1 protein-coding gene is annotated in these 3,323 nt (G+C 31.1%); it reads left to right on the plus strand.

The window, feature by feature from the left end:
* Positions 1-929 precede the first annotated feature (929 nt).
* On the plus strand, positions 930-3,323 hold a 2,394-nt coding region (locus tag DPIF8902391_RS10520), incomplete at its 3' end, for an Ig-like domain-containing protein (RefSeq protein WP_172505797.1).

The raw sequence follows: 3,323 nt of genomic DNA on the forward strand, positions 1-3,323 counted from the left end.
ATCACTCGAACTGACAGCTGTAATTTTGTGTAATTTTGAGTTTTTTCTACCATAGTTCTCTTTTTGATGGGATGCTGAACTAATTTTAGCATGATGTTTGTTTATTTTAAAAACAGATTCTTCGGTTGAAAAAAGTTCTCGATATAATTTTTTGAAGGAAAAAAATCACTCGAACTGACAGTTGTAATTTTGTGAAATTTTGAGTTTTTTCTACCATAGTTCTCTTTTTGATGGGATGCTGAACTAATTTTAGTATGATGTTTGTTTTAAAAAAATCACTCGAATTGATAGGGTAGAGATTGGTGGAATTATAGTTGATGTATCGATTTATGAAAATTAACAGAAATGCCTAGCCCCGATTGAAGCATTTGTTTGAGCTCTTTTTTGTTTTTTTCAAACAAAAAAAGCGAGTGCGGAAAGCGGGAAATTGCTTCAAAAAAATAGAAATATCTAGCACTAAATTACAACTAGAAATGGTGAAATTATAATTTTTTAAGCTAAAATAACCTGCCGTATTCAATATTGTTTTTAATTAGATAGCGATTTTTATGATTCTGTTTTTTATTGTTAAGCTTTTTTAAATAATAATTTTCTTGATTTTATGTCAAAAAGCAGCAACTAAAAAGGCTTTTTTTATTCGTTCTAAATTTTTTTATAAAAAATAATTCGCATTTATAGAGCGTTTTAAAAGTGTATTGACCTGTTGTTCAGTTTATTATATTATGACTTTCATTATTTTGTAACTGAAAGAGTTGTTAGTATTATATAATTGTTAAAATAATGTGAATTTTAATCCTTATTTAGAATAAATAAATATAAATTTGCGAAAAAATAATCAAAACATGTTGTTTAGTAAATCTATTAGGGGTAATAAAATATTCTTTATTAAAAGTATTCTGCTCTTCTTTTGTTTAAATTTTAGCTTCTTTTTGTCGGCACAAAATGTATCTATAGGTGGTGGCGGAAGTACTAGTGATAATTCTGTTATTAACATCCGAAAAAGTAATAATTATAGTCAGATTATTTATTTAGGTTCGGAGATAAAACAAAGCGGAAAAATAGAAAGTCTTACTTTTAAATTAAATACAACGGGTAATGTAGATATTAGTACGTTTAGAAATTGGACAGTTCGATTAAAGTTAATTTCAAGAAGAACAAGTGAGTTTGATTACAATAGAGGGCAGACTGTTAAGAAATTTAGTGGATTTACTGAGGTGTTTTATGGAGGTATTCAATACGATAGGAATACAGGGTACGTTAAAATTCCTTTTAATACCGCTTTTAATTACGATAAAAATAAAAATTTAGTCGTAGAAATTACAGAAAATACCCCTGGAGCAATGTACAAACAATGGTATGATAAGACTCCATATCCTAAATTTAAGGTTTTTTGGCCGGGCGTAAATAGATTCGGTTATAGAACTGCATATAATTACATTACTCATGATCAAATTAGGTATGGTTTACTAAAAGAAACGTCTGTTCCTCAGGTAATCATAGGGTTTAAAGCGGTTGTAGTAACTCCACCTGTAAAAGCATCGGAATTACATTCTACTCTTAGTGTTGACAAGCCTGTAATTGGTGCTAATAATAAAGAGATAGCTACGATTACTGTTGTTTTAAAAGATAAAGATGGGAAAAAATTAAGTAAATCTGGCGGGGAATTAACTTTTTCACCTACTGGCGTTTCAAATATTACAGACAATGGAGATGGTACTTATACTGCTAAATTTAAAACCAACACTCCTGATGATTATAGTTTTACTGCGACTATTACTAGCGCCGATAAAACTAAAGTAACAATAAAAACTCCTGCAAATATTAAAGCGACTAAAGTTATGGAGGTTACTGTAGGTACTGGTGGTTGTGGACAATCGGCACAGTCTAACAGTCCTGCAAAATATGATAACGGAAGTTGGAATGGCGGTAAAAAAAATAGTTGGTCGCTAATGTTATATAAGGCAAGTGATTTAAATAATTTAGCAGGAAAATTAACTACGATTGGTTTTTATACTGATTGTAAAAATAAAACATATAAACGTGCTAAAAAACAGCGTGTTTATGTAAAGGAGGTTAGTGAAAATGAAATTACAAATAATAGTCATCCTGATTTGAGCACTTTTACAAAAGTATTTGATGGTGAATATACTTGGAAATCAGGTGCTAGTTTTGATACTTCTAGAAATGATATTACACTAACGGAAGATTTTGTGTATTCTGGAACAAAAAACTTAGTGGTTTATTACGAAAATGAGTCGGGAATTGAAATGGGGTTTAGTTCTGTTTCATTTTTATGGGATAATAAAGGAGAAAATAGAGTTGCTTATACAGTGTATAAGAACAGTGACAAAAATAAGAGTAAAGGAACTATTTCTAAAGAGCTTCCTATTACATATTTCAAATTTAGCCCCGCGCCAATAGAAATACAGCCTGTAATTAGCATGCAAAATCCGGCAGAGGCGAGTATTTGTGAAAATAACAGTTTTACTTTTTCTGATATAGGTGTTACTGAAAATCCAATATTAAAATGGACAACAGATGGTACTGGTCTTTTTGAAGATGATGCCAAATTGCTATCAAAATATACACCTAGCGACCAAGATGCTACTAAAGGTTTTGTTACGCTTAGTTTAACAGCTACAAAAGGAAAATTAAGTGATACTAAAACGTTTAAATTAAATATTCAAGCCGATGCAAAAAGCGCAGGAAAAGATGGAGATTTAACTGTTTGTAAAGGAGTAAATCCTACAAATGATGATTTATTCGCTGCTTTAGAAGGAAATCCTGAGGCGGGCGGAACTTGGGCTTCAAATGGCTTGGTATATACTTATACACAAACAACTGATTTAGGTTGTAAAGAAAATTCTGCAAAGGTTACAATTACAATTCAAGATGATGCAAAAAGCGCAGGAACAGATGGAGATTTAACTGTTTGTAAAGGAGTAAATCCAACGGAAAAACAATTGTTTGATGCTTTAGAAGGAAATCCTGAGGCGGGTGGAACTTGGACAAAAAATGGCTTGGTATATACTTATACACAAACAACAAAATTAAAATGTAAAGAAAATTCTGCAAAGGTTACAATTACAATTCAAGATGATGCAAAAAGCGCAGGAACAGATGGAGATTTAACTGTTTGTAAAGGAGTAAATCCTACAAATGATGATTTATTCGCTGCTTTAGAAGGAAATCCTGAAGCTGGTGGAACTTGGGCTTCAAATGGCTTGGTATATACTTATACACAAACAACTGATTTAGGTTGTAAAGAAAATTCTGCAAATGTTACAATTACAATTCAAGATGATGCAAAAAGCGCAGGAACA

The organism is Tenacibaculum finnmarkense genomovar ulcerans (assembly GCF_900239495.1).
Taxonomy (GTDB): Bacteria; Bacteroidota; Bacteroidia; order Flavobacteriales; family Flavobacteriaceae; genus Polaribacter; species Polaribacter ulcerans.